At 65.1% G+C, this 24,425-nt stretch carries 24 protein-coding genes and 1 pseudogene; 10 read left to right on the top strand and 15 right to left on the bottom strand.

The window, feature by feature from the left end; genetic code table 11:
• Window positions 1–39: 39 nt before the first annotated feature.
• The 5 genes from ACNJYB_RS00755 to sdhC form a co-directional block, all read right to left on the bottom strand.
• Window positions 40–2,193, bottom strand: a complete 2,154-nt coding sequence (locus ACNJYB_RS00755; protein ID WP_439372257.1) for an ATP-binding protein — start codon at window positions 2,191–2,193, stop codon at window positions 40–42.
• A gap of 189 nt (window positions 2,194–2,382) precedes the next feature.
• Window positions 2,383–3,165 (bottom strand): succinate dehydrogenase iron-sulfur subunit, encoded by a 783-nt coding sequence (locus ACNJYB_RS00750; protein ID WP_211405230.1) that lies wholly within the window; start codon window positions 3,163–3,165, stop codon window positions 2,383–2,385.
• 24 nt (window positions 3,166–3,189) lie between these two features.
• A complete protein-coding gene (sdhA, locus tag ACNJYB_RS00745; protein ID WP_439372256.1) occupies window positions 3,190–5,025 on the bottom strand; it encodes a succinate dehydrogenase flavoprotein subunit in 1,836 nt (611 codons plus the stop codon).
• Window positions 5,026–5,028: 3 nt separating this feature from the next.
• Window positions 5,029–5,433: a succinate dehydrogenase, hydrophobic membrane anchor protein gene (gene sdhD / locus ACNJYB_RS00740; RefSeq protein ID WP_439372255.1), complete on the bottom strand. Its 405-nt coding sequence runs from the start codon at window positions 5,431–5,433 to the stop codon at window positions 5,029–5,031.
• Entirely contained in the window at window positions 5,430–5,828 is a 399-nt protein-coding gene (sdhC, locus tag ACNJYB_RS00735) for a succinate dehydrogenase, cytochrome b556 subunit (RefSeq protein ID WP_027561807.1), read from the bottom strand. The genes sdhD and sdhC overlap by 4 nt, the downstream gene beginning before the upstream one ends.
• 507 nt (window positions 5,829–6,335) lie before the next feature.
• On the opposite strand from sdhC, the pseudogene ACNJYB_RS00730 reads away from it, so the two are divergent.
• Window positions 6,336–7,195, top strand: a pseudogene (locus tag ACNJYB_RS00730) (sulfite exporter TauE/SafE family protein).
• Window positions 7,196–7,318: 123 nt separating this feature from the next.
• Here the strand turns inward: ACNJYB_RS00730 and ACNJYB_RS00725 are convergent.
• Window positions 7,319–8,848, bottom strand: coding sequence for a malonate--CoA ligase (locus ACNJYB_RS00725; protein ID WP_439372254.1), 1,530 nt, complete (start codon window positions 8,846–8,848; stop codon window positions 7,319–7,321).
• A 95-nt stretch (window positions 8,849–8,943) separates the two neighbouring features.
• On the opposite strand from ACNJYB_RS00725, the gene ACNJYB_RS00720 reads away from it, so the two are divergent.
• The 4 genes from ACNJYB_RS00720 to ACNJYB_RS00705 all read left to right on the top strand — a co-directional run bounded on the left by ACNJYB_RS00720 (window position 8,944) and on the right by ACNJYB_RS00705 (window position 12,190).
• The gene (locus ACNJYB_RS00720; protein ID WP_439372253.1) at window positions 8,944–9,705 is read left to right on the top strand and encodes an SDR family oxidoreductase; all 762 of its coding nucleotides are present in this window, start codon (window positions 8,944–8,946) and stop codon (window positions 9,703–9,705) included.
• 319 nt (window positions 9,706–10,024) lie between these two features.
• Window positions 10,025–10,579 (top strand): fasciclin domain-containing protein, encoded by a 555-nt coding sequence (locus tag ACNJYB_RS00715; protein ID WP_439372252.1) that lies wholly within the window; start codon window positions 10,025–10,027, stop codon window positions 10,577–10,579.
• A gap of 184 nt (window positions 10,580–10,763) precedes the next feature.
• Window positions 10,764–11,393 carry a cytochrome b/b6 domain-containing protein gene (locus ACNJYB_RS00710; RefSeq protein ID WP_439372251.1) on the top strand — a complete coding sequence of 210 codons (630 nt, stop codon included), beginning with the start codon at window positions 10,764–10,766 and terminating at the stop codon, window positions 11,391–11,393.
• Window positions 11,394–11,407: 14 nt separating this feature from the next.
• Window positions 11,408–12,190 (top strand): molybdopterin-binding protein, encoded by a 783-nt coding sequence (locus ACNJYB_RS00705; protein WP_439372250.1) that lies wholly within the window; start codon window positions 11,408–11,410, stop codon window positions 12,188–12,190.
• Window positions 12,191–12,223: 33 nt separating this feature from the next.
• Here the strand turns inward: ACNJYB_RS00705 and ACNJYB_RS00700 are convergent, their stop codons facing one another.
• The gene (locus ACNJYB_RS00700; RefSeq protein WP_439372249.1) at window positions 12,224–13,414 is read right to left on the bottom strand and encodes a YbfB/YjiJ family MFS transporter; all 1,191 of its coding nucleotides are present in this window, start codon (window positions 13,412–13,414) and stop codon (window positions 12,224–12,226) included.
• Between the two features lie 132 nt (window positions 13,415–13,546).
• On the opposite strand from ACNJYB_RS00700, the gene leuB reads away from it, so the two are divergent.
• Complete coding sequence (leuB, locus tag ACNJYB_RS00695) at window positions 13,547–14,659, top strand: 3-isopropylmalate dehydrogenase (protein ID WP_439372248.1); 1,113 nt, start codon at window positions 13,547–13,549, stop codon at window positions 14,657–14,659.
• A 113-nt stretch (window positions 14,660–14,772) separates the two neighbouring features.
• Window positions 14,773–15,408 carry a DapH/DapD/GlmU-related protein gene (locus tag ACNJYB_RS00690; RefSeq protein ID WP_439372247.1) on the top strand — a complete coding sequence of 212 codons (636 nt, stop codon included), beginning with the start codon at window positions 14,773–14,775 and terminating at the stop codon, window positions 15,406–15,408.
• A gap of 215 nt (window positions 15,409–15,623) precedes the next feature.
• Here the strand turns inward: ACNJYB_RS00690 and ACNJYB_RS00685 are convergent, their stop codons facing one another.
• Together ACNJYB_RS00685 and ACNJYB_RS00680 are read right to left on the bottom strand one after the other, a co-directional pair.
• On the bottom strand, window positions 15,624–16,007 hold the full coding sequence (locus ACNJYB_RS00685; protein WP_439372246.1) for a hypothetical protein: 384 nt from the start codon (window positions 16,005–16,007) through the stop codon (window positions 15,624–15,626).
• 156 nt (window positions 16,008–16,163) lie between these two features.
• The gene (locus ACNJYB_RS00680) at window positions 16,164–16,958 is read right to left on the bottom strand and encodes a hypothetical protein (RefSeq protein ID WP_439372244.1); all 795 of its coding nucleotides are present in this window, start codon (window positions 16,956–16,958) and stop codon (window positions 16,164–16,166) included.
• A 116-nt stretch (window positions 16,959–17,074) separates the two neighbouring features.
• Between ACNJYB_RS00680 and ACNJYB_RS00675 the strand changes: the two genes are divergently transcribed.
• Window positions 17,075–18,109: an aspartate-semialdehyde dehydrogenase gene (locus ACNJYB_RS00675; RefSeq protein ID WP_212287415.1), complete on the top strand. Its 1,035-nt coding sequence runs from the start codon at window positions 17,075–17,077 to the stop codon at window positions 18,107–18,109.
• A 235-nt stretch (window positions 18,110–18,344) separates the two neighbouring features.
• Here the strand turns inward: ACNJYB_RS00675 and ACNJYB_RS00670 are convergent, their stop codons facing one another.
• Window positions 18,345–18,989 (bottom strand): carbonic anhydrase, encoded by a 645-nt coding sequence (locus ACNJYB_RS00670; protein WP_439372242.1) that lies wholly within the window; start codon window positions 18,987–18,989, stop codon window positions 18,345–18,347.
• Window positions 18,990–19,100: 111 nt separating this feature from the next.
• Here ACNJYB_RS00670 and ACNJYB_RS00665 point away from each other — a divergent pair, with 111 nt between their 5' ends.
• Window positions 19,101–19,982, top strand: a complete 882-nt coding sequence (locus ACNJYB_RS00665; RefSeq protein ID WP_439372240.1) for an HpcH/HpaI aldolase/citrate lyase family protein — start codon at window positions 19,101–19,103, stop codon at window positions 19,980–19,982.
• Window positions 19,983–20,030: 48 nt separating this feature from the next.
• Here the strand turns inward: ACNJYB_RS00665 and ACNJYB_RS00660 are convergent, their stop codons facing one another.
• The 5 genes from ACNJYB_RS00660 to ACNJYB_RS00640 all read right to left on the bottom strand — a co-directional run bounded on the left by ACNJYB_RS00660 (window position 20,031) and on the right by ACNJYB_RS00640 (window position 23,949).
• Window positions 20,031–20,795 (bottom strand): Crp/Fnr family transcriptional regulator, encoded by a 765-nt coding sequence (locus ACNJYB_RS00660; protein ID WP_439375769.1) that lies wholly within the window; start codon window positions 20,793–20,795, stop codon window positions 20,031–20,033.
• Window positions 20,796–21,173: 378 nt separating this feature from the next.
• On the bottom strand, window positions 21,174–21,593 hold the full coding sequence (locus ACNJYB_RS00655; RefSeq protein WP_439372239.1) for a hypothetical protein: 420 nt from the start codon (window positions 21,591–21,593) through the stop codon (window positions 21,174–21,176).
• 363 nt (window positions 21,594–21,956) lie between these two features.
• Window positions 21,957–22,742 carry a hypothetical protein gene (locus ACNJYB_RS00650; RefSeq protein ID WP_439372238.1) on the bottom strand — a complete coding sequence of 262 codons (786 nt, stop codon included), beginning with the start codon at window positions 22,740–22,742 and terminating at the stop codon, window positions 21,957–21,959.
• A gap of 79 nt (window positions 22,743–22,821) precedes the next feature.
• A complete protein-coding gene (leuD, locus tag ACNJYB_RS00645; protein WP_439372237.1) occupies window positions 22,822–23,427 on the bottom strand; it encodes a 3-isopropylmalate dehydratase small subunit in 606 nt (201 codons plus the stop codon).
• A gap of 123 nt (window positions 23,428–23,550) precedes the next feature.
• Window positions 23,551–23,949, bottom strand: coding sequence for a metallopeptidase family protein (locus ACNJYB_RS00640; RefSeq protein ID WP_439372236.1), 399 nt, complete (start codon window positions 23,947–23,949; stop codon window positions 23,551–23,553).
• Window positions 23,950–24,121: 172 nt separating this feature from the next.
• Here ACNJYB_RS00640 and ACNJYB_RS00635 point away from each other — a divergent pair, with 172 nt between their 5' ends.
• Complete coding sequence (locus tag ACNJYB_RS00635) at window positions 24,122–24,415, top strand: hypothetical protein (RefSeq protein ID WP_439375768.1); 294 nt, start codon at window positions 24,122–24,124, stop codon at window positions 24,413–24,415.
• Window positions 24,416–24,425 lie beyond the last annotated feature (10 nt).

Here is a 24,425-nt window from a genome sequence, read left to right as displayed (position 1 = left end):
CGAGACAAATCAGCCGGTTCCCGTCGGTTCCCGAATACCCTATTCGGCGGCGCCGTCACGCACCCGCCGCAGCCGCGCAGCCCGGTGGAGCACGCGCGACAGCTCCTCGATCGAATAGGGCTTTTGCACGAGATCGAAACCGAAATTGCCTTCCTGGGACAGTGCCTGGCTGTAGCCGGTGGTCAGCACGACCGGCACGCCGATGCCGCGATCGCGGATCGCCCGCGCCAGATCGAGCCCGGTCATTCCTGGCATCACGATGTCGGAGAACACGACATCGAAACGGCCGGCGTCCACGACGAGCTCGGCCAGCGCATCGGCGGCATTGTCGAGCAGCGTGATGCTGTAGCCGAGCGCTGTGAGACCATCGGCGGCGAAATTGCCGAGCTCGATATTGTCTTCGACCAGCAGCACCGACATGCCGCTGCCGGCGACCGCAGGCGCGGTGTTCGGCGCCTGCTGCTGCGGCAAGAGGTCCGCGGGTACGCGGGGGAGATAGAGAGAGAAGGTGCTGCCCTGGCCGACTTCGCTCGTCACCGTCACCTCGCCGCCTGATTGCCGGGCGAAACCGAACACCTGGGACAGGCCGAGACCCGTGCCCTGGCCGACCTGCTTGGTGGTGAAGAACGGCTCGAAGATCCGCGCGAGCCGCGCGGGTGGAATGCCGACGCCGGTGTCGCTGACGATCACGCCGACGAAGCCGAGGTGTCCCGGGACAGGACCGTACGAGACGTGCGCCGGCGTGTCGGGAATGGTCGCGGCCCTCTCGACGGTGAAGCTGATCCTGCCCTTGCCCTGCATGGCGTCGCGCGCATTGGTCGCCATGTTGATCAGCGCGGTCTCGAACTGGCTGGCATCGGCATTGACGAGGCAAGGCTCGGCCGGCAGCCGCATCGCGATCTCGATGGCCGGTCCCAGCAGCGTGGCGAGCATGTCGTGCAGCGACTGCAGCCGCTCGCCGACGTCGAACACTTCCGGCTTCAGGGTCTGGCGCCGCGCAAAGGCGAGCAGCTGCGAGGTCAGCTTGGCGGCGCGCGCCACCGCGTCCGCAATCGCCGTGATGTAGCGCTGCCGTCGCTCTTCGCTCAGCTGCGGCCGGTTCAACAGATCGACCGAGGCGCGGATCACGGTCAGCAGGTTGTTGAAGTCGTGCGCGACGCCGCCGGTGAGCTGGCCGAGCGCCTCCAGGCGCTGGCTGTGCTTGAGCGCCTCCTCGGCCTCGCGCCGCTTTGCGGCCTCCATCTGCAGATGCTGGGTGCGCCGGAAAGCGAATGCCAGCAGCAGGAACAGCAGCGCGGTGGCGGGCACGCCGAACACCAGATGCTGGCCCATGGTGGCGAGCCAGCGCGCGCGGATCGCCGACGTCTCGAAGCCGGCGCTGACATAGATCGGATATTCGGCGACGCGCCTGTAGCCGATGCGGCGCTCGATCCCGTCCGACGGCCAGGCGATGGTCATGAGCCCCTGCGCGGGGTGCGCGGCGATCTCGCGGCCGACCGGGCCGCCCGGATCGAGCCGGAGGTCGCGGTCGAGCCGCGGGAAATGCGCCACCACGACGCCGTCGGTGCGCCCCATCGCGAAGAAGCTGCCGGGTTCCGAGCCGATCCTGGCGTAGAAACTCTCGAAATATTCCGGCAGGACGGAGGCCTGGATCACGCCGGTGAAGCGGCCGTCGTCGGAGTCGCGGCGGCGGCTCATGCCGAAGAAGCGCGCGCCCTGATAGGGCGGACGCGGCGTCAGCGGCATGCCGATGAAGGTGCCGATGGTCTGGTCGACATGGACGTAGAAATAGTCGCGGTCCGCAAAGCCGAGCTCAGGCGGCGGCGAAACGAGGCTGTTGACCAGCGCCTTTCCGTCCGCGTCGAAGATCCAGGCCGATTTGAGCTGCGGCAGCGAATCGGTCAGCCGCTTCAGCCGGCGGTGCAGCGCCGCTTCGCGCGCGCGGATGACGTCGTCGGGAAGGCCGCGCACGACCTCGTTGAGCTCGGACAGGCTGCGGTCGATGGTCTCGAACACCTTGAGCGCATGCTCATGCGCCACGTCGAGCGTGCGCTCGATCTCGCGGTCGGCCATCTCCCTGGTCGAGGTGTAGGAGATCGTGGAGGCGATCGCGAACAGCGCAATCGGCAGCGCCAGGGATGCAACCATCATCCACTGCAAAAGCCTCAGCGAATTGCGTTGCGCTCCCTGCACGGTCGCTCCGGTCCCTGACCGGAGAGCTTACTTGAATTTCCCGCCGGGAAGGAAGCGGCTTGTGGCGATAATCTCGGGTTGTATTCCGACGAATCGCGCGCAAGGCGCGTCGGGGCAAAATCTACTCGGACTGACCCGGATCGTGGCATGCCCCGGCCGCGCCGGCCGGGGGCCGTAGCATGAACGGTGCTAGACCTGCCGCTCGACCATCTTGAGCTTGAGCTCGGCGATGGCTTCTGCCGGGTTGAGGCCCTTCGGGCAGGCCTTGGCGCAGTTCATGATGGTGTGGCAGCGATAGAGCCGGAACGGATCCTCGAGATTGTCGAGGCGCTCGCCGGTGGCTTCGTCGCGCGAATCGGAGACCCAGCGGTTGGCCTGGAGCAGCGCAGCGGGACCGAGATAGCGCTCGCTGTTCCACCAATAGCTCGGGCAGGAGGTCGAGCAGCAGGCGCAGAGAATGCACTCGTAGAGACCGTCGAGCTTCTCGCGGTCCTCGTGGCTCTGGCGCCATTCCTTCTGCGGCGTCGGCGAGGTCGTCTTCAGCCACGGCTCGACGGAGGCGTACTGCGCGTAGAAGTTCGTCAGATCCGGGACGAGGTCCTTCACCACCGGCTGGTGCGGCAGCGGGTTGATCTTCACCGCCCCGTCCTTGACGTCGTGCATCGAGCGGGTGCAGGCGAGCGTGTTCTGGCCGTCGATGTTCATGGCGCAAGAACCGCAGACGCCTTCGCGGCAGGAGCGGCGGAAAGTCAGCGACGGGTCGATGTGGTTCTTGATCCAGATCAGGCCGTCCAGCACCATCGGACCGCAATCATTGGTGTCGACGTAATAGGTGTCGACGCTCGGATTCTTGCCGTCGTCAGGATTCCAGCGATAGACCTTGAACTCGCGGAGCTCGGTCGCGCCCGCGGGCTTCGGCCAGGTCTTGCCGCCAGTGATCTTGGAGTTCTTCGGAAGTGCGAATTCAACCATTTCGATAGGGCCTTCGCTGTTCGATCAGTACACGCGCGCCTTCGGCGGGATGTACTGCACGTCGTTGGTCATGGTGTAGTTGTGAACCGGGCGGTACTCGATCCTGACCTTGCCGGCATCGTCCAGCCAGGCCAGCGTGTGCTTCATCCAGTTCTTGTCGTCGCGCTCGGAGAAGTCCTCGCGGGCGTGCGCGCCGCGGCTCTCGGTGCGGTTGGCGGCCGAGTTCATCGTCACCACCGCCTGCGAGATCAGATTGTCGAACTCCAGCGTCTCGACGAGGTCCGAATTCCACACCAGCGAGCGGTCGGACACGGCGATGTCGGTGATGCCGCTGTGGACCTTCTGGATCAGGTTCTGGCCTTCGCTCAGCACCTCGCCGGTGCGGAACACCGCGCAATTGTTCTGCATCACGTGCTGCATGCCTTCGCGCAGCTTGGCGGTCGGCGTGCCGCCGGAAGCATAGCGATAATGGTCGAGACGGCCGAGCGCGAGCTCGGCCGAGTTCGCCGGCAGCTCGGGCTGCTTGGCGTTGGGCGTGAGCTTCTCGGCGAGGCGGAGCGCGGCGGCGCGGCCGAACACGACGAGGTCGATCAGCGAGTTGGAGCCGAGCCGGTTGGCGCCGTGCACCGAGACGCAGGCGGCTTCGCCGATCGCCATCAGGCCCGGAATGATGGCGTTGTCATCGCCGTCCTTCTTGGTCAGCACTTCGCCGTGATAGTTCGTCGGGATGCCGCCCATGTTGTAGTGCACGGTGGGCACGATCGGGATCGGCTCGCGCGTCACGTCGACATTGGCGAAGATCTTGGCGGATTCGGAGATGCCCGGCAGGCGCTCGGCGAGCACGGCGGGATCGAGATGGTCGAGATGCAGGAAGATGTGGTCCTTCTTCTTGCCGACGCCGCGTCCTTCGCGGATCTCGATGGTCATCGCGCGCGAGACGACGTCGCGCGAGGCGAGGTCCTTCGCCGACGGCGCGTAGCGCTCCATGAAGCGCTCACCCTCGGAGTTGACGAGATAGCCGCCTTCGCCGCGCGCACCCTCGGTGACGAGACAGCCCGAGCCGTAGATGCCGGTCGGGTGGAACTGCACGAACTCCATGTCCTGCATCGGCAGGCCGGCACGCAGCACCATGCCGCCGCCGTCGCCGGTGCAGGTGTGCGCCGAGGTGCAGGAAGCGTAGGCGCGGCCGTAGCCGCCGGTCGCCAGGATCGTGGTCTGGGCGCGGAAGCGGTGCAGCGTGCCGTCGTCGAGCTTGAGCGCGATGACGCCGCGGCAGGTGCCCTGGTCGTCCATGATCAGGTCGATGGCGAAGAACTCGATGAAGAACTCGGCGGCGTGGCGCAGCGACTGGCCGTACATCGTGTGCAGCATGGCGTGGCCGGTGCGGTCGGCGGCGGCGCAGGTGCGCTGCGCCTGGGCCTTGCCGAACTCGGTGGTCATGCCGCCGAACGGGCGCTGGTAGATCTTGCCGTCCTCGGTGCGCGAGAACGGCACGCCCCAATGCTCGAGCTCGTAGACCGCGTCGGGCGCGTTGCGCACCATGTATTCGATCGCATCCTGGTCGCCGAGCCAGTCCGACCCCTTCACGGTGTCGTACATGTGCCAGCGCCAGTCGTCCTTGTGCATGTTGCCGAGCGAAGCCGAGATGCCGCCCTGCGCCGCGACCGTGTGCGAACGGGTCGGAAACACCTTGGTGATGCAGGCGGTGCGAAGACCGGCCTCGCTGCAGCCGACCACCGCGCGCAGGCCCGCGCCACCGGCGCCGACCACGACGACGTCATAGGTGTGGTCTTCGATCGGATAGGCCTTGCCGTTGGTGGCGGGAGCGCCGTTGCCCTTGCCATTCGTCTCTGTGGCCATGGGTTACACTCCGGCTGACAGTTGGAGAATCGCGTAGATCGAGGCGAGCGCGACCGCGACCGAGAAGAAATTGTTGAGCATGATCGAAGCGAGCTTCAGCTTCTCGTTGTGGACGTAGTCCTCGATCACGACCTGCATGCCGATCTTCATGTGCCAGGCGCTGGCGACGATGAAGAGCACCATGATGATGGCGATCGGCAGCGAGCCCAGGATCTGCTTGGCGCCGGCCTGGTTGCGGCCGAGCGTCATCATGATGACGACGATCACCGGGATCATCAGCAGCACCATGGCCACCCCAGTGACGCGCTGGCGCCAGAAGTCGCCGGTGCCGGAGTGGGCGGCGCCGAGATTGCGGACGCGGCCGAGCGGGGTGCGCATGCTGCGCTTCGACGTATCAGCTGTGCTCATCGTCCACCTCCGATCGCGTAGGCGATGATCCAGATCAGCACCGTCAGGGCGATGCCGCCGATCGCTGCGCCCCAGGTCAGCGCTTCGCGCTCATTGGCCTTGAAGCCGTAGCCGAGGTCCCACACGAAGTGCCGGATGCCGCTCAGCATATGGTGCATCAGCGCCCAGGTGTAGCCGAACACGATCAGTCGGCCGATGATGCTGCCGGTGAAGGCCTGGACATGGGCATAGGCGGCGGGGCCGGAGGCCGCCGCGATCAGCCACCAGGCCAGCAGCAGGGTTCCGACATAAAGGGCGATACCGGTGGCGCGATGGACGATGGACAGCGCCATCGTCAGCGTCCAGCGGTAGACTTGCATGTGTGGTGAAAGCGGTCGTTCGATCCGTGCGGTCATGGGCTTTGATGTTGTATGGCGGCCCTCGAGGGCGCGCGCGGGGATCGCGGAAGGTCGGCTCTATTTACGGAGTCGATTTCGCCTGCGCAATCACCAAATCGCCATAAATCGAACCCGGGTTCAACTCTACGGCGTTGATGACACAAGCCAATCAGTGGCTTGGTATACCAGAGCCGCCGTCCGCCAACAAAGAAACGAATACAAATTCATACCTTTCCAAGGCGCCGTGCGTGTTGAAATTGCTATTGGAACACCTCTAAACGGACCATGCCGTCCAAACCGGGCAGAGATTGGCCAGACGCGTCGCCAGCCCAGATTCTCCCAAGGCCAACCTCCTCCTCACGAGCCAATTTCATCCGCTCGGGATATGCGCACCCAGCATTCCACCCCAGCCGAGGGGTGCGCCGTGTCGACCGCGGGGATCAGATCGCTTACAGCTTGGCACGCAGCCAACTCCGGGCGCACGTTTCGGAGCCGCTGCGGACCAGTCGCCGGGGCGGGTCAGGGGTGATTGCAGGTCTTGATATCAAGGAGATCGTCGAGCTCGCGCTGCTGCTGATCGCGACCGGCGCGCTCTCGGGATTCCTGGCCGGCGTGTTCGGCATCGGCGGCGGCGCGATTCTCGTGCCGGTGTTCTACGAGTGCTTCCGCATCGCGGGTGTGCCGCTCGAGCTGCGAATGCCGCTCTGCGTCGGCACCTCGCTCGCCGTGATCATCCCGACCTCGATCCGCTCCTTCCAGGCGCACTACAAGCGCGGCGCCGTGGACATGTCGGTTCTGCGCGTCTGGTGGCTGCCGATCGTGATCGGCGTCGCCGCCGGCAGCGTCATCGCGCGCTTCGCGCCGGAGCGGCTGTTCAAGATCGTGTTCGTCTGCGTCGCCTGGTCGGCGGCCGCACGTCTCGTCTTCGCGCGCGAAGGCTGGAAGTTCGGCGATGACCTGCCGCAAGGACCCTTGATGCGATTCTACGGTTTCTGCGTCGGCATCCTGTCGACGCTGATGGGCATCGGCGGTGGCCTGTTCTCGAACCTGCTGATGACCTTCTACAGCCGCCCGATCCACCAGGCGGTCGCGACCTCGTCGGCCCTCGCGGTGCTGATCTCAATTCCCGGCGCGCTCGGCTACATCTATGCCGGCTGGCCGGCGGCGGCTACCTATCCGGCCGTCGCAGCGCTGCAGATCCCGTTCGCGCTCGGCTACGTCTCGCTGATCGGCGCCGTGCTGGTGATGCCGATGAGCCTCGTTACCGCGCCGCTGGGTGTGCGAGCCGCGCATGCGATGTCGAAGGCACGCTGGAAGTCGCGTTCGGGTGCTATCTGTTCATCGTCGGCAGCAGGTTTGTGATGAGCCTGGCGGGCGGGCAGTAGCCGCCGGAACCTCCGTCATTGCGAGCGCAGCCAAGCAATCCAGGAGTCTTTCCGCGGCGGCAGTCTGGATTGCTTCGCCGCAAGAGCTCCTCGCAATGACGAGGCGAGAGAGCTGGGCCCTTCTCACTTCTTCGCGTAAATATCCTTGTACGTATCCCGCAGCACGTTCTTCTGCACCTTGCCCATCGTATTCCGCGGCAGCTCGTCGACGACGAAGACGCGCTTGGGCATCTTGAATTTTGCCAGGCGGCCGTCGAGCGCCTTCAGCACCGAGGCTTCGCTGACGTCGGCGCCCTTGTTGCAGACCAGCACCGCGGTGACGCCCTCGCCGAAATCCGCATGCGGCACGCCGATCACGGCGGACTCCACCACGCCCGGCATGGCGTCGATCTCGCTCTCGATCTCCTTGGGGTAGACATTGAAGCCGCCGGAGATCACGAGATCCTTGCCGCGGCCGAGGATGTGGACGTAGCCCTTGTCGTCGATCTTGCCGAGGTCGCCGGTGATGAAGAAGCCGTCGGGCCGGAATTCCGATTTGGTCTTCTCCGGCATGCGCCAATAGCCCTTGAAGACGTTCGGGCCCTTCACCTCGATCACGCCGATTTCCTCGCGCGGCAATTCCCTGCCGGTCTCGGGATCGGTCACGCGCACGGATACGCCGGGGAGCGGGAAGCCGACCGCGCCGGGCACGCGCTCGCCGTCGTAAGGATTCGACGTGTTCATGTTGGTCTCGGTCATGCCGTAGCGCTCCAGCACGGCATGTCCCGTGCGCGCCGACCATTCGCGATGGGTGTCGGCGAGCAGCGGCGCCGAGCCCGAGATGAACAGCCGCATGTGCTTGGTGGTCTCGTGCGACAGCCCGGGGTTCTGCAGCAGCCGGGTGTAGAAGGTCGGCACACCCATCAGCACCGTCGCGCGCGCCATCAGCCTGATGATCAGGTCCGGATCGAGCTTCGGCAGGAAGATCATCGACGCGCGCGCAAACAGCGTCACGTTGGTGGCCACGAACAGGCCATGCGTATGATAAATCGGCAGCGCGTGGATCAGCACGTCCTTGTCGGTGAAGCGCCAATAATCGACCAGCGAGAGCGAGTTCGACGCGAGATTGTCGTGCGTGAGCATCGCGCCCTTGGAACGGCCGGTGGTGCCCGAGGTGTAGAGGATCGCGGCGAGATCGTCGCCCGCGCGTTGCACCGTCGCAAATTCGCTGTTCGCCTTGTCCGCGGCCTCCGTCAGCGAGCCCTTGCCGTCAGCGCCGAGCGTCTCGACCTTCGCCTTCACCTTTGCGGCGATCTGCGCGAGCCCTTCCGCCTTGGAGGGATCGCAGACCACCAGCGACGGTTCGGCATCGCCGATGAAGTAATCGAGCTCGTTCAGCGTATAGGCGGTGTTCAGCGGCAGATAGACCGCGCCAGCCCGCACGGTCGCCAGATACAGCACGATGTTGGCAACGGATTTCTCGACCTGCACCGCGACGCGGTCACCCGGCTTCACGCCGCGGGCAACCAGCACGTTCGCCATCTGCCCGGCGCGCGCGACCAGATCGCCATAGCTGATTTGGGCGCCGTCCTGCGTCTCGATCGCGAGGCGCGCAGGGTTATCGAGGCCGTCGAACAGGCGGGAAAACAGGTTGGCGTTGGCTGCGTGGTTCATGCAAGATTTCCTCGACCGCAGGACTGACAAGGCCGGTCAAAACCGAGGGCTGGATTAGCAAAAACCGCCCCAATGAAGCAACGGAGACAGTTTGCATGTCAAAAAACGGGAAACGCGTGGCCTGGGTGACGGGCGGCGGCAGCGGGATCGGGGAAGCCGGCGCCGAGGCGCTGGCCGCCGACGGCTGGATCGTCGTGGTTTCGGGCCGCCGCAAGGACGCCCTGGATACCGTGGTCGCCAAGATCACGGGGGCCGGCGGGGTGGCGGAAGCCATCGCACTGGATGTGTCCGATGCGGCTGACGTCCAGGAGGTGGCCGATCAGATCGTCGCCAGGCACGGCCGCATCGACCTTCTGGTCAACAATGCCGGCATCAATGTTCCCAAGCGCAGCTGGCAGGACATGGAACAGGAGGGCTGGGACAAGCTCGTCCAGGTCAATCTCAACGGCGTGCTCTATTGCATGCGCGCAGTGCTGCCGACGATGCGCAAGCAGCAGGACGGCTCGATCATCAACGTCTCGTCCTGGGCCGGCCGCCACGTCTCCAAGATGCCGGGCCCGGCCTACACAACGACAAAACATGCGGTGCTGGCGCTGACCCATTCCTTCAACATGGACGAATGCGTCAATGGCCTGCGCGCCTGCTGCCTGATGCCGGGCGAGGTGGCGACACCGATCCTGAAGCTGCGCCCGGTGGTGCCGAGCGAGGCGGAGCAGGCCAGGATGCTGCAGCCCGAGGATCTCGGCCGCACCATCGCCTTCATCGCTAGCATGCCGCCGCGCGTCTGCATCAACGAGCTGCTGATCAGCCCGACACATAATCGCGGCTTCATTCAGACGCCGCAGAACAGGGATTGATGGTTCGTAGCCCGGACATCCGGGCTATGCCTCGTCATTGCGAGCGAAGCGAAGCAATCCAGGAATGTGTCCGCGGTGACAGTTTGGCTTGCTGCGTCGCTTCGCTCCTCGCAATGACGGGGCGGACGCACCCCCACGAACATCCCCCCGCATAGTTTCACGCATCACAAAGAATTTTTCTCCGAAACCGCATCGCAAACCCTCCCGTAGTTCGGTCCGACGACGGCGCTGCTGCTTCACGCCAAGGGGGACGCAAGCTCCGTTGTTGCCCAACTCAAACACCGGCCATCGCCGGCTCAATTCAATCGGGAGACACTCCATGTCGAAGCGCATTGCCTATCTCGCTGCCGCCGCCTTCAGCGCCCTCGCCGTCACCGCGACCGTCGTCGCGCCGGTGCGTGCCGAGGAGAAGACCGTCATGGTCGGCGGCGCCGCGATGTTCCCGTCGAAGAACATCGTCCAGAACGCGGTCAACTCGAAGGACCACACCACGCTGGTCGCGGCGGTGAAGGCGGCCGGCCTGGTGCCGACGCTGGAGAGCAAGGGCCCGTTCACGGTGTTCGCGCCGACCAACGCCGCCTTCGGCAAGCTGCCGGCCGGCACCGTCGACAATCTGGTCAAGCCCGAGAACAAGGCGACCCTGACCAAGATCCTCACCTACCATGTCGTGCCCGGCAAGCTCGAGGCCTCCGACCTCACCGACGGCAAGAAGCTGAAGACCGCCGAAGGCGAGGAGCTGACCGTCAAGAAGATGGACGGCAAGACCTGGATCGTCGATGCCAAGGGCGGCACCTCGATGGTGACGATCACCAACGTCAACCAGTCGAACGGCGTCATCCATGTGGTCGACACCGTGCTGATGCCGGCAACGTAACACCGCGCCCCCCCTGTTTCATCCCCGAACAGGGGGCTTTGCCGTGGCGAGCCGGGGGTGCCCGGCTCGCCTTCTTGTGACCATCATAGCCCGCGGGCATCGATTCCATGGCTAACGGGGCGTAACGAAAGCGGACGCACCGGCGTATACTCGCTGTCACACGGACGTTCAGGACGGAACCATCATGGCGAGCCTCACGGTCACCGACGAGCAGGTCAGGTCCACCCCGACCAAAGTGATCCAGCCGGCCTGGGTCCGCGTCATGCATTGGATCAACGCCCTCGCCATGATCCTGATGATCCTGTCGGGCTGGCAGATCTACAACGCCTCGCCGTTGTTCGGCTTCAGCTTCCCGCGCGAGTACACGCTCGGCGGTTGGCTCGGCGGCGCCCTGCTCTGGCACTTTGCGGCGATGTGGCTGTTGATGATCAACGGCCTCGCCTATCTCATAACCGGCTTCGCCAGCGGTCGCTTCCGGAAAAAGCTGCTGCCGATCACGCCATCAGGCGTGCTGCGCGACGTCAGGGCCGCCCTGACCTTCAAGCTCGGCCATGACGACCTCACCGTCTACAATTACGTGCAGCGCATGCTCTATGCCGGCATCATCGTGGTCGGCGTGCTGATCGTGCTCTCGGGCCTCGGCATGTGGAAGCCGGTGCAGCTCTACTATCTCGTGATGCTGTTCGGCGATTATCCGACCGCGCGCTACGTCCATTTCTTCTGCATGGCCGCGATCTGCGCCTTCCTCGTCATTCACGTCCTGCTCGCGCTGCTGGTGCCGAAGAGCCTGCGCGCGATGATCATTGGCCGCTGATTAGGAGAATCATCATGGCCAAGCGCTCATTCCTCATCCCCGGCGTCGACAAGCGGCTGCTCATCAAGGACGCCATCAAGACGATGCCGGATTTCACCCGTCGCCGCTTCATTGCGGGCGGCGCCAGTCTCGGCGCGCTGACGCTGCTGACCGGCTGCGACGTCGTGGACTCGTCCTCGGCCGATACGCTGCTGGCACAGGTCTCGAAGTTCAACGACGCGGTGCAGTCCTTCATCTTCAATCCGGACGCGCTGGCGCCGACCTTCCCCGAGAGCGCGATCACGAAACCGTTCCCGTTCAATGCTTATTACGAGCTCGACGACGCGCCCGATGTCTCGGCTGCGGACTGGAAGCTCGAGGTCCGCGGCCTCGTCGACAACAAGAAGTCATGGACGCTGGAGGAGCTCTATCATTTGCCGCAGGTGACGCAGATCACCCGTCACATCTGCGTCGAGGGCTGGAGCGCGATCGGCAGCTGGACCGGCACGCCCTTGCGCGATTTCCTCAAGCTGATCGGCGCCGACACGCGCGCCAAATATGTCTGGTTCCAGTGCGCCGACAAGGACGGCTACAACTCGCCGCTCGACATGCGCAGCGCGCTGCATCCGCAGACGCAGATGACGTTCAAATACGCAAATGAGATTCTCCCACGCGCCTACGGCTTCCCGATGAAGATCCGCGTGCCCACGAAGCTAGGCTTCAAGAACCCGAAATACGTGGTCTCGATGGAAGTCACCAACGAGTACAAGGGCGGCTATTGGGAGGACCAAGGGTATAATTCGTTTAGCGGGAGTTAGTTGTCGTCCCGGCCTCCGCCGGGACGACATCGGTTACTTGGCCGGTCCCACCTTCCTTTGGCACAGCGCCGCCACGGCCCCGAGCGCCAGCAATGCCGCCGACACATTGAGCGCGTAACTCAAGCTCCCCAGCGCGTCCGTGATCGCGCCCACCACGATCGGCCCCAGCGTCTGGCCGACGCCGAACGAGATCGTCATCGCCGCGATCGCGGTCGGCCACACCTCGGGCGGGTAGTTGAAGCGCACGAAGGCCGTGGTCGAGCCGACCACGGCGAAGAAGGCGACGCCGAACACGATCGCGGACACCGCGAGCCAGGCCGGCGAATGCCCCAGCATCGGCAAGGCGGCGCCGAGTGCGTTGGTGCCGAGGATGATCGCCGTGGCGAGCCCGCCGCGGTCGAGCGCCAGCACGCTACGCCAGGCCCAGGGCGTGACGAAGGCGGACAGGCCGATCAGGCTCCAGAACGCCGCCTGCGCCGCGGCGCCGCCGCCGCCGTCGCGCACATAGGCGATCATGAAGGTCATGTAGGCGATGTAGCCCGCGCCGAACAGGAAATAGCCGGCGAGATAAATCAGCACGGGCAGGATCGCAAAAGCGGCGTGGCTGCCTTCGGAGAAGCGCGCGCCGCTCTCGATGCGGATCAGGAACAGCGGGATCGTCATGGCGACGGACAGCAGCGTCAGCGCCCACCATACCAGCCACCACGAGCCCGGCCCGAAATGTTGCAGCGTGAACGGGGCGATCAGCCCGGAGGCGAGAATGCCGATGCCGGGCCCGGCATAGAACAGGCTGAGCAGGAAATTGGCCCGCTCGGGGCGCGACTGCGCGATCGCCGCAGCCAGCGCACCACCGGCGACGAAGCCGGCCGCCGCCCCCAGGCCCAGCACGAGCCGGGCAAGGCTCAGCGCGACGAAATTCCCGGTCAGCGCGCAGGTGGCGAGCGCCGCGACGCAGGCCAGGGTTCCGCCGCGGATGGCGGCCGACCAGCCGACGCGCCGGATCAGCCGCGACGCCAGCAGGGCGCCGACGAGGTAGCCGACGGCGTTGATCGTGTTCATGAAACCGGCCGCCGAGTAGGACCAGCCGAGGTCCTCCCGCATATCAGGCAGCACCAGCGCATAGGCAAAGCGGCCGATGCCGAGCCCGACCGTCGCCGCCAGCGACAGGGTCAGGATCAGCCGCGCAGGATGCGCGTCGGGCGGGGGGCGATCAGGCGCGTGCAAGGGGTACTCCGGCAGGCCGCACTGTGGCAGCCCCTGCCGGTCTTGCACAGCCGCGGCGCGGCAATGGTGTCTTGCCAAGCGCGCAACGCCGCTCTAGCACTCCGGCCGAATTCGATCTCAAAGGAAACGACCATGGCGACCCACAAATTGCTGCTGCTCCCCGGCGACGGTATCGGCCCGGAGGTGATGGGCGAGGTGAAGCGGCTGATCGATTGGCTGAATTCGGCCGGGATCGCCAAATTCGAGACCGACACCGGCCTCGTCGGCGGCTCCGCCTATGACGCCCACAGGGTGTCGATCTCCGAGGGCGATATGGCCAAGGCCAAGGACGCCGACGCGGTGATCTTCGGCGCGGTCGGCGGTCCGAAATGGGATGCGGTGCCTTACGAGGTGCGCCCGGAAGCCGGCCTCTTGCGCCTGCGCAAGGATCTCGCCCTGTTCGCCAACCTCCGTCCGGCCGTGTGCTACCCGGCGCTGGCGGATGCCTCCAGCCTGAAGCGCGAGGCGGTCGAGGGCCTCGACATCGTCATCGTGCGCGAGCTCACCGGCGGCGTCTATTTCGGCGAGCCCAAGACCATCACCGATCTCGGCAACGGCCAGAAGCGCGCCATCGATACCCAGGTCTATGACACCTATGAGATCGAGCGCATCGGCCGCGTCGCCTTCGAGCTTGCCAGGAAGCGCAAGAACAAGGTGACGTCGATGGAGAAGCGCAATGTCATGAAGTCGGGCGTGCTCTGGAACGAGGTCATGACCCAGGTCCACAAGCGCGAATATCCCGACGTCACGCTCGAGCATCAGCTCGCCGATTCCGGCGGCATGATGCTGGTGAAGTGGCCGAAGCAGTTCGACGTCATCGTCACCGACAATCTGTTCGGCGACATGCTGTCCGACATTGCCGCGATGCTGACCGGTTCGCTCGGCATGCTGCCGTCGGCCTCGCTCGGCGAACTGGACGTTAAGACCAAGAAGCGCAAGGCGCTGTACGAGCCCGTGCACGGCTCGGCCCCTGACATTGCCGGCAAGGGCCTCGCCAACCCGATCGCGATGATCTCGTCCTTCGGCATGGCGCTGCGCTATTCCTTCGACATGGGCGATCTCGCCGACAAGGTCGACGCCGCGATCGCGGCCGTGCTGGCGAGCGGCCTGCGCACCGCCGACATCAAGTCGGAAGGCACCACGGCCGCCTCCACCACGCAGATGGGCGAAGCGATCCTGCAGGAATTGCAGAAGCTGCACGCGTAAGGCGGGCACCGCTATCGTAGCCCGGATGAGCGAAGCGACATCCGGGACCTTGCCTGCAGTGTTCCCGGGTGTCGCTACGCTCACCCGGGCTACGACTTCATCGGAGCTCCTTCATGAATTCACCCCGCCCCAAGATCGCGGAAACCATCATCCATGAAACGGTGCGCCGGCGCGAGGCGCAGATCGGGCGGCGCTGCGAGGTTCTCGCCAACACCCGAATCGAATATGCCTCGCTCGGCGACTACTCCTATCTCGGCGAAAATTGCGACGTCGCCGATGCCGCCATCGGCAAGTTCACGGCGATCGCCAATTCGGTGCGGATCGGGGCGCCCAATCATCCGATGGGCCGCCCGTCCCAGCATCGCTTCACCTATGTCCCCGAATATTACCAGGCGAGCGCCACGCGTGATCGCGACTTCTTCGCAGGCCGCCGCGGCGATCGCGTCATCGTCGGCAATGACGTCTGGATCGGCCACGCCGCCATCCTTCTGCCGGGCGTGAAGGTCGGCGACGGCGCCGTGATCGCCGCGGGCGCGGTCGTCAGCCGCGATGTCGAGCCCTACACGATCGTCGGCGGCGTCCCCGCGCGTCCCATCCGCAAGCGCTTTCCCGATGCCGTTGCGGAGAGCCTGCGCCGCATCGCCTGGTGGGATTGGCCGGATGCGCTCATCTTCGAGCGCCTCGCCGATTTCCGCTCCGAGGCGATCGAGGAGTTTTGCCGGCGTTATGACCCGGCGGCGAATGCGTGACGCCTGGCCTCGGCCGTCATTGCGAGGAGCCCGCGCCAAAATTGCGCAGCAATTTTGCGCGGGCGACGAAGCAACCCAGAATCCTTCCGCGGAGAGATTCTGGATTGCGCCGCTGCGCTCGCAAAGACGACGGAGAGGCAGGAGTGCATGCGGCATCCTCTCGAACAAAAAGGCCGGGCGTGAGCCCGGCCTTTTGATTCGGTGGTGACGCCCGCTCAGTACAGCGGGAAATTCTGCGGATAGCCGCCGACATCGGCCGGGGTCGAGAGCGGCTGGCGATCGATCGGGCGGTTGAGGTTTTCGCGGCCGAAGGACGGATAGCCGACCGCCGGCGGGAAAGCGTAGTCGGTGAACTTGCGGTCGCCAGGATTGACCTCGGTGCCGCCGTCGAGCCAGGAGCGCTTGCTGACATAGATGCGGGTGCGGCCCTGTTGAAAGACCGCGTTGGGGCCGCTCGGGCCGTAATAGGGCCGGCCGCGCTCGTCATAGCGCTTGGTCTTGGTGTCGGCCGCAGCCGGCGTCGCGAAGGCGATCGCAACCACGGCCCCCGCCGCAAGCCAGATCGCCAATTTGTTCGCGGCAGAAATATTCGAGCTCATCACGTCCCCTTCAGGCGGCATGCCGCCAGTCGATTTCGCCCCATACTAGCCCGGCCGGGGTGGTTGCAACTAGGTCTATTGGGTCACACCAGCGCGGAATAATCGTGCCCGCCGGCAAAAGTCGCATGCAAACCAGCCACTTGAGCTTGATGCCGGTCAAAGCGCCCCGCGCAATTGCGCATTCGCGGCGCCGAGCAGCCAGTCCGGCGAGCCCCGCGACGCCCCTTGGGACTCGCAACCCCGGCGCTTCAGCTCTGCATGGGCGAACAATTCCGCCAGCTTCGGCTCGTTGCCGGAGGTGAGCAGCGTCAGCCGGTTCAGCGTGCAGGCGATCGCGGCGCGCTGGGCGGGCAGGGTATCGCCGTGGCAGGAGAAGCCGGAGATCTGCAGCGCCGGCTCCTCGCTGCGCTTGAGGTAGCCGAGGCAGGCCGCCGTCGCCGTGCCGCTCGGCCGGAACAGGGCAACGGGGCCGAATTTGGTGTCGATCAGGCCGGCCTGCTCGAGCGGGGTGTCCGCAGCCAAACCCATCTGGACGGCGAGGTCGGCTGCCGCCGGGCGGGCCACGTCGAATTCGCCGCCCTCGCGGTAGATCTCGAGCTGGGCCGCCGGCTTGTCCGCCTCGCCTGGCCAGCGCATCACGTCCTTGCGGCCTCCTTCCGGATGCCGGAGGATCGTATAAGAGACTGTTTTCTCAGCTGAATCGAGCCTGCTGAGGACGAAGGCCGGATGCGAGCGGTCGGCCACGCTCCAGCCCGGCTTTGGGGCGGGCTCATCGTCGCGCAAGGGAGGCAGCTGGCCGAGTCCCGCCAGGGCCAGGATGGCAAACAGCAGCAGCGCCCCCACATAGGCGAACAGGCGTGCCACCGTGCCGACCACCTCGTCGGCGAAGGCTGCGAGCGTCAGATGGATCTGGGTAGGGCTAACGGCCGTTCTGGCCTCTGGCGACTGCATCCACGGCCTTCGGGCATGGTCCAACGTTGTCTTGAGGCCGGTTCTCGCATAGAAGCGCTGCTCTTCCTGTTTAAGCGTCAGCTTCAGGAACGGGCTTTTTCATCGGAGAGTGAACGATGGGTTACAAAGTCGCAGTCGTCGGCGCGACCGGCAATGTCGGACGGGAAATGCTCAACATCCTGGATGAGCGCAAATTCCCGGCGGACGAGGTCGTGGCCCTGGCCTCGCGCCGCAGCGTCGGCGTCGAGGTCTCCTATGGCGACCGCACCCTGAAGGTCAAAGCGCTCGAGCATTACGATTTCTCCGACGTCGACATCTGCCTGATGTCGGCGGGCGGCTCGGTGTCCAAGGAATGGTCGCCGCAGATCGGCGCCGCCGGCGCGGTCGTGATCGACAATTCCTCGGCCTGGCGCATGGACCCGGACGTGCCGCTGATCGTCCCCGAGGTGAACGCGGCCGCGACCGAAGGCTTCAAGAAGAAGAACATCATCGCCAACCCGAACTGCTCGACCGCGCAGCTCGTGGTCGCGCTGAAGCCGCTGCACGACAAGGCGACGATCAAGCGCGTCGTGGTCTCGACCTATCAGTCGGTGTCCGGCGCCGGCAAGGACGCGATGGACGAACTGTTCTCGCAGACCAAGGCCGTCTACACCAATGACGAGCTGGTCGCGAAGAAATTCCCCAAGCGCATCGCCTTCAACGTCATCCCCCACATCGACGTCTTCATGGAGGACGGCTACACCAAGGAAGAGTGGAAGATGATGGCGGAGACCAAGAAGATCCTTGATCCCAAGATCAAGCTCTCCGCGACCTGCGTGCGCGTGCCCGTGTTCGTCGGCCACTCCGAAGCCGTCAACATCGAGTTTGAGAATCCGATCAGCGCGGACGAAGCCCGCGAGATCCTGCGCAAGGCGCCCGGCTGCCTCGTCATCGACAAGCAGGAGCCCGGCGGCTACGCCACGCCTTATGAAGCGGCCGGCGAGGACGCCACCTATATCAGCCGCATACGCGAGGACGCGACCGTGGAGAACGGTCTTGCGCTGTGGTGCGTGTCCGACAACCTGCGCAAGGGCGCCGCCCTCAACGCGATCCAGATCGCGGAAGTGCTGATCAACCGCAAGCTGATCAGCGCGAAGAAGAAGGCGGCGTAGGCCGTCGTTCTCTGCTCTCCTCGTCCCGGACAAGCGGGCCAAAGCGCGCGCAGATCCGGGACAGGCTCGCGCCGTTGCGCGGGCTGGCAACCACGAGTCTTCGCCAAGCAACTTCCTGTGGTTATGGGTCCCGGATCGGCGCAGCGCTCTGGACAACGCTGCGCGTTGCCAAGAGCTCCGCTCGGCCGGGACGACGATCGCATCTGAGGCGGCAGTTGCCCGCCTTCGAGCGATCCTAAGCCACGCTGCGCGCGTTCTTGAATTCCTTGCTCGCCTTGTCCAGCACGAACAGCGATCCCTCCGCGACACCGAAATAGGCGCCGTGGGTCTGCAATTGGCCGCTCTCCACGGCCTTGCGCACGAACGGGAAGGTCATCAGGTTTTCCAGGCTGCGGAACACCGCGGCCTTCTCGATGCGTTCGACGAATTGCGCCATGCTCTCGTGGTCGCGCTGCTCGACCACCTCGCCGGGCTTGATGAACATCTGCATCCATTTGCCGATGAAGTCGCCCGGCGTCAGCGGCTCGATCTTGTCGACGAAGGCGCGGATGCCGCCGCATTGCGCGTGGCCGAGCACCACGATGTGCTTCACCTTCAGCACCGTCACGGCATACTCCAGCGCCGCCGACACGCCATGCGCGTTGCCGTCGGGCTGATACACCGGAACGAGGTTGGCGATGTTGCGGACGACGAACAATTCGCCCGGGCCGACGTCGAAGATCACCTCGGGCGAGACGCGGCTGTCGCAGCAGCCGATCACCATCACTTCCGGGGACTGCCCCTTCAGCGACAGCTCGCGGTAGCGGGTCTGCTCGGCCGGCAGCCGCTGGGTGGCGAAGCCCTTGTAGCCTTCCAGCAAATGCTTCGGGAATGTCATCATGACCTATGCCTAACCATAGAGCCCGGGAACGAACAAGCCTTTCGAATGGGCAGGCCAGATGCTATCGGCTTCGGTCGGAAGACAGACGAGGAAACAGCAAGGAACGATCGCATGACCCGCCCGCGCCGCAGCCACCTGTTCATGCCCGGCTCCAACCCCCGCGCGCTGGAAAAGGCGCGGAACCTGGCCGCCGACGGCCTGATCCTCGATCTGGAAGACTCCGTCGCCCCCGAGGCGAAGGCGGTGGCCCGCGACGGGATCGCCGCCGCGATCGCGGCCAAGGGCTTTGGGAGGCGCGAGGTCCTGATCCGCACCAATGGTCTCGATACGCCCTGGTGGGCCGATGACGTCGCGATGGCCGCAAAGGCCTCGCCCGATGGGATCCTGGTTCCAAAAGTTTCAAGCATCGAAGATCTCGATACCATCGGCCGCCGCCTCGCCGAGCTCGGCGCCGCCCCCACCGTGAAGGTCTGGGCCATGATCGAGACCGCGCAGGCGGTGCTGCACGCCGAGGAGCTGGCCGCCGCCGGGCGCGATCCGAAGACCCGCCTCTCCGGTTTCGTGTTCGGCCCGAACGACATCTCGCGCGAGACGCGCATCCGAATGCTGCCGGGCCGCGCCGCGATGATCCCGATGATCACCCACTGCATCCTGGCGACGCGCGCCCATGGCCTCGAGATCCTCGACGGTCCCTATAGCGACATCGCCAATCCCGACGGCTTCGCCACCGAATGCGCGCAGGGCCGGGACCTCGGCTTCGACGGCAAGACGCTGATCCATCCCTCGCAGATCGAAGCCTGCAACGCGATCTTCACCCCGCCGGAGGAGGAAGTCGCGCGTGCGCGCAAGATCATCGCCGCGTTCGAATTGCCGGAGAACGCCTCGCGCGGCGCGATCCGTCTCGATGGTGCGATGGTCGAGCGCCTGCACGCCGAGATGGCGCGGCGCACGATCGAGATCGCGGATGCGATCGCCGCGATGGGGAAGGGCTGAGGCGCTTTACGCGCCAGGCGGAAATCTCCTGTCCCTCCAAGTGGAGGATCAAGCGGTCATCGCGGTTTCCCGGGAGGGCGTATCGGCAGGCTGCGGCGCGGCCAACTCCTGGCAATACATCCGATCGATGTTGCGCTGCATGAGCGCATAGCAATCGCATGCGACGCTCTCGAGCCGCGCCCGATGGATCTCGACAAACCCACGCCGCTCGGACGGGATGGCACCGGCCTCTCGTAGCTTGTTCATCGTCAGAGTAACGGTCGGCCGCCGCACTCCCACCAATTGCGACAGCGCCTCCTGCGTCACCGGAAGCAGGTCCTGGGGGACGCGGTCGTGAAGCTGCAGGAGCCACCGCGCCATGCGGCCATCAACCCGGTGCAGCGCGTTGCAGGCGGCGACGTGCTGGAGCTGCAACAGCACGGCACGGGCGTGGACCTGCACGACATTCCTGATGGCTGCGCTTTGCGCATGGGCAGCGCGAAATTTGGCGGCGGAGATCACCGATGCAGTGCCGGCTATGCGGGCAATCGCAGTTACCGATGAAGGCGACGGGCCGAGCACGGAGAACGAGGCCAAAGCGCCCTCCCGTCCCATCAAGGTGGTCGCGACCGTTTGTCCGTCCGGCATATCGAGCATGAAGGCGATGGCGCCGCTATGGGGAAAATAGACCGGGTCGAGCTCATCGCCCGATCGCACCAGGACGGCATCGGGTTCGAACGAGACTTTCTGGAAGTGGGGCGTCAGCAAACCGAGATCCGCCGGCGGCAGCGCCGCCAACAGCCGATTCCCGATGCCCTTCCGGTGGGCAGTCACGGTGTCCTCGGCTGGACGAGCACCCAATGAACGACGGGATCCATCTGGTTCATTTGCCATGATTATCCGAAATACGAATTGCCCCGAACGGTAACGATCCAAACAGAGCCAAGAGGCGAGATCAAGCACGGATAATTGCCGTGAGCTTTCCTGCATCCTCACCGCGCAACAGTCATACTATTACCGCCCCGCTGCTGCCCGGCGAGGTTCGCACGAGGTGGGAGCTCCGCTGTACGCTGCCGTCAGCGGTGCGGCGGATGGCCGGGTCTTCGGACCGCAACCTGAAGGATTCGGCTACTCGTCGTAGCACTACAGGATGTTGAAAGAGCGGCTTTACGAGATCGTCGAAAAGCGACCACGACATCGCACAAACGCGCGTCAGCGCGGCGCGAGGTCGGCGCGGTCGAGCGATTCCAGCGTCGCGGCGTTGCCGCAATAGCCGTGATAGTTCTCCGCGGCGGTGCCGTCAGCGAGGTCGCGGTCGCACTCTCCCTTGTGATTGCAGAGCGAGCAGACCCGCTCCATGTCGCGCAGCAACAGCGGCTGTGCGCGGGCGAGGCCTTCGGCGCTGATGCCGAGCTGTTCCAGCATCTTCGGCAGCTCGTCGGCAGCATGCTTGCCGTTGCGGACCAGCTCTTCGAGATCATCAGGCGCGATCCTGAGATCGGCCGCGATCCGGTCGAAATCGGCGTGATCGAGCTGCCGCATCTCGTTCATCTCGCGGCGATGCTTCAGCCAGTTTGCGAAGGACTCGATGAGGTCCTGAACGATGGGATAAGGCCTGCTTGCGGTGCTCATGCGAGGCTCCGTTGGGATCGTGGAATTGGAGCCAGACTAGGCACAATGGTGCAGGAGCGCGTTGCGCTGGATCAAATTGGGAAGAGCGCCCGCGAGCGCTCAACCTTTTCTAAACGTAGAGCTATCGCATTGAGAGCGGGTTTCCCGGCGGCCCATCCTTCGAGACGCCCGCCTTTGGGGCGGGCTCCTCAGGATGAGGACGGAATGCGCGGCAGCGATTTCGACAAGCACCGATGCCGATTAGCCTCATCCTGAGGAGGCGCGGAGCGGTCGTCTCGAAGGACGAGGCGTGCGCTCCGACCATTCCAAAGGCCATATGTGACAGCCCAGCGTGCAAGCTGGAGAGCGCTTACGGCACAGCAGCTAGCCAAACCTCTCCGCCGCCCAGGCATAAAGGCTGCCCGGAATTGGCTTCTCGCCGCCGCGCCCCTTGGGCGAGATGTGCAGGCCGATGATCTCGGGGTTGGTGACGAGGTCGAGATAGCTGGAGGGATCGAAGAACAGTTTTGGCTGCGCATGCACGGCGTAGAACGACTGCTTCGGGAGTGCGTTCTGCAATTCACCGGTGCGGCGCGCGAGCGCGGTGAGCGCCGCGGGTCCGTAGATGGCAACACGAATATCCGAGAGCCTGTTCGAGCCACCGCGCAGGCGGCGCATCATGAAGGTGATGCGATGGCGCAGCGACAGCCAGTTCGGCGTCAGCTCCTCCTGCTCCATCAGCTCCTCGAACGCGCGCACGATGCCATGGTCGGGCGGCAGATAGATCACGGAATTGCCGAGCTGGCGTGGCCGCTCCCAGGCGAAGTAGGGCTTTGCCGGATCGATCTCGACGGGCTTCAGGAGCAGCACGTCGGCATCGAGCCAGAGGCCGAGGCCCTTCGCCATCAGCTTCATGCGGAAGAAGTCGCTGAACTGCAGCGTGGTCCAGTCGCGCCAGCTGCCGTCCGGCTGCAGCGGCCGCAGCCGTTCCGAGAACGCGTGCGGCAGGATCGCCTCTGCCTCGGCATTCGCGACACCCGCCGGCAGGCCGGGAATGGGGTCGAAGCTGTAGACCGTGACCTTGTGACCGGCCGCGAGCTGCGAGCGCAGACAGGTCTGGCGCAGTGCGTCCATCGGGCCATGCCAGAAGGTGACGATCTCGGGCAGCATGCGCATAAACCAGGAGATAAGCCGGGCAAAGAAAAAGCCCCGGCGCTTGGAACGCCGGGGCTCGGACGAAAACTTAAGATCAGGCCCAGGCGCGCTCGCGCTTGAGCTTGTCTTCGTAGCTGTCGATCGAGGCCTTCTTCTCCATGGTGAGACCGATGTCGTCGAGGCCGTTGATCAGGCAGTGCTTGCGGAACGGGTCGATCTCGAACTTGACCTTGCCGCCGTCGGGGCCGCGGATCTCCTGGTTCGGCAGGTCGATCGTCAGCGTCGCGTTGGCGCCGCGCTCGGCGTCGTCGAACAGCTTGTCGAGGTCTTCCTGCGACACGCGGATCGGCAGAATGCCGTTCTTGAAGCAGTTGTTGTAGAAGATGTCGCCGAACGAGGTCGAAATCACGCAGCGGATGCCGAAATCGAGCAGCGCCCAGGGCGCATGCTCGCGGCTCGAGCCGCAGCCGAAATTGTCGCCGGCGACGAGCACCTTCGCATTGCGATAGGCGGACTGGTTGAGGACGAAATCCGGGTTCTCGCTGCCGTCGTCCTTGTAGCGCTGCTCGGAGAAGAGCCCCTTGCCAAGGCCGGTGCGCTTGATGGTCTTGAGGTACTGCTTCGGAATGATCATGTCGGTGTCGACATTGATGATCTTCAGCGGCGCCGCGACGCCTTCCAGCGTGGTGAACTTGTCCATGGTTGCGCTTTCCCGGGTGGGTCTGGGGGAACCGGGTATTTATCGCGATCGGGGGAGAAATCCTAGGCCGAATTCGGCAGGTCTCGTCTGCTTGGCCGGATCAAGCCACGACCGAGGCGCGCTCTAGTCTGCCTTGGCCTCAATCGCCGCCATATCGGCGTCCGAGAGGCCGAAATGGTGGCCGATCTCGTGGATCAGGACGTGGCGGACGATGTGGCCGAGGCTCTCGTCGTGTTCGGCCCAGTAATCCAGGATCGGCCGGCGGTAGAGCCAGACCATGTTCGGCAGTCGCGCGACGTCGCCGAGGCTTTGCTGCGGCAGGCCGACGCCCTGGAACAGGCCGAGCAGGTCGAACTCGCTCTCGCAGTCCATCTCGTCGAGGACCTCCTCGGTCGGGAAGTCGTCGACGCGGAGAATGACGCCCTCGCAGAGGCTGCGGAATTCTGCCGGCAGGCGCTCGAACACATCATGGGCCATCGCTTCCATCTCGGCGAGCGAAGGCGCTTTCAATTTTGTCCACATGGGTCTCTCTTAACGCGGGTTCCGCGGCGATGCATCCCGCTTTATAGGATCGGGCCAAGAAGCAGCGTTGACGCCGCGCGCGAAAACGAGGAGCGTACGGCGCATCAAGGGGTTGGCTCAGGTCGGTGGTGGTGTGATGCGGGCGGGAACAGTGGTACCGGTTCTACTGTGCATGGGGTTGTTTTCGATCTTTCTTGTCGGCGCGGGCGCTAATGCTCAAGTGCAGACGGCTGGCCCCGAGATCCGGCTGGCCCAGGCGGCCTCGCCCGATGACCTCCCCCCGCCGCGCAGGCGGCCTCCGGCGCGCCTGCGGGTGACGCCCTATTACACCCCTGACGGCGTCTATCCCCGCTACAATCCGGGCCCCGACGCGGTCCGCGAGTGCAACGCCACCTACGTGCAGGAATACAGGCCGAGCGGCACCGTGATCGTGCCGCATATGCACTGCTACTGGCGGCGGGGCTGACGCCCGCGCC

This window comes from Bradyrhizobium sp. SMVTL-02 (assembly GCF_051853005.1).
Taxonomy (GTDB): Bacteria; Pseudomonadota; Alphaproteobacteria; order Rhizobiales; family Xanthobacteraceae; genus Bradyrhizobium.
Note: the sequence above shows the minus strand (reverse complement) of the source record. Positions and strands in the feature narration are given on the sequence as shown.